Raw genomic sequence first — 1405 nt, 5'->3', positions numbered from 1 at the left:
AAACCCCAGCCAGGGTATCTTCGGACACAGATCCGACATTGCCTTACCCTCACATTACGCCGCATGGCGTTTTCAGCGCCGTTGGATTTCCCCATCTTCCAGAGTCACGGCGCTTTTTTATTCTCAATACGCAGCCGGAAAGCCTCATGGATATAAGCACAATCTCAAGCATTGGTGCTGCTATTGCTGCAACTGGTGCGGGCGTCGCGTTATGGAAGCCGATTAGCTCTGCGCTGATATCCATGGTTACTAATAACCGTGCAGGCGGCGAAGTAATTACGCAGTACAAAGAGCAGGTCATCCTCCTGAAGGAAAACAACGACCAGCTTCGCAAAGAAAATAATGAACTCAGAGAGCGCCGCGAAAAAGATCTTCAGCGGATCGCTGTTCTTGAGGGCGATATCAGGCTTGTTAAGCACTCGCTGAGCCTGCTTATTAAGATGAACGAGGTTGGGCTTCCTGAAAGCTTCAGGGGTCAGGTCACCTCTGTTCTCGCTAAATTAGAGGATGGCAGCAATGAGTTTTAAGGGCTTTGCGAAAAGCCATCAGCGCCGTCTATTCATTGGCGGTGTATGCGTGGCGATATGTGCCATCTGCATCATTGTGACTGCCATCGTGGTTGTATCGATAAACTCAATTCGGCAGGAATACAGCAAAAAAGCTGTGAATCGTGACCAGCAGGTGCAGCAGCTTTCTGAGCAAGTGGGCGTTATCCAGAAGAAACTCGACACGCTTCCAGAGCAGACGGCAGAGAAGGCGGCTGAAAAGGTTAAGCCACTCGTAGAGGAGGAGAAGAAGTGACGAAAGACGAAATTTTTAACTCCATCCTCGGCAAAGAAGGTGGCTATGTGGACCACCCGGCTGACAGGGGCGGCCCGACAAACTGGGGTATCACTCAGAAAACAGCCCGCGCTCACGGATTTACCGGTGATATGCGAGACCTTACTCGCGAGAAGGCGCTTGCCATCCTGAATGATGATTACTGGTACGGCCCACGCTTTGACCAGGTGGCAGCTGTATCTTCTAAGTTGGCGCTTGAGCTTTGCGATACTGGTGTAAACATGGGGCCAAAAGTCTCCTCAAAGCACCTGCAGAGATGGTTAACTGCGCTTAATCGGCAGGGCAAGCTTTACCCGGATCTGGAAGCCGACGGGATTATCGGGCCACGCACAATAAGCGCCATCAAATCACTGTTCCAGATTCGCGGGTATGCAGCAGCAGAAGCGAAGCTGTTGAAGGCGCTCAATTGCACTCAGGGTCAGCGCTATCTTGAAATAGCGGAAGCCGACCAATCGCAGGAGGAATTCCTGTGGGGCTGGCTGGACAGGGTGGAAATCTGATGGACGTCTTCAGCATGCTGCGTGGTAGCGCCGGCACAATATCTCTTAGCAGAACGCAGGCCGCA

At 52.0% G+C, this 1405-nt stretch carries 3 protein-coding genes; all 3 read left to right on the top strand.

The features are described 5' to 3' along the window. Positions 1 to 527, top strand: a 527-nt coding sequence (locus tag ET34_RS0118860; protein WP_236633899.1) for a hypothetical protein, incomplete at its 5' end; no start/stop codon positions are given. Then, positions 517 to 801 (top strand): hypothetical protein, encoded by a 285-nt coding sequence (locus tag ET34_RS0118855; protein WP_031524651.1) that lies wholly within the window; start codon positions 517 to 519, stop codon positions 799 to 801. The genes ET34_RS0118860 and ET34_RS0118855, both read left to right, overlap by 11 nt. Next, positions 798 to 1340 carry a glycoside hydrolase family 108 protein gene (locus tag ET34_RS0118850; protein WP_031524650.1) on the top strand — a complete coding sequence of 181 codons (543 nt, stop codon included), beginning with the start codon at positions 798 to 800 and terminating at the stop codon, positions 1338 to 1340. Before ET34_RS0118855 ends, ET34_RS0118850 begins: the two co-directional genes overlap by 4 nt. Positions 1341 to 1405 lie beyond the last annotated feature (65 nt).

The organism is Siccibacter colletis (assembly GCF_000696575.1).
Taxonomy (GTDB): Bacteria; Pseudomonadota; Gammaproteobacteria; order Enterobacterales; family Enterobacteriaceae; genus Siccibacter; species Siccibacter colletis.
This window is presented reverse-complemented; position numbering and strand designations above follow the sequence as displayed.

Excerpts from the sequence above, each read along its gene's own strand:
- ET34_RS0118855 (WP_031524651.1), top strand. The coding sequence starts at position 517 with ATGAGTTTTAAGGGCTTTGCGAAAAGCCATCAGCGCCGTCTATTCATT.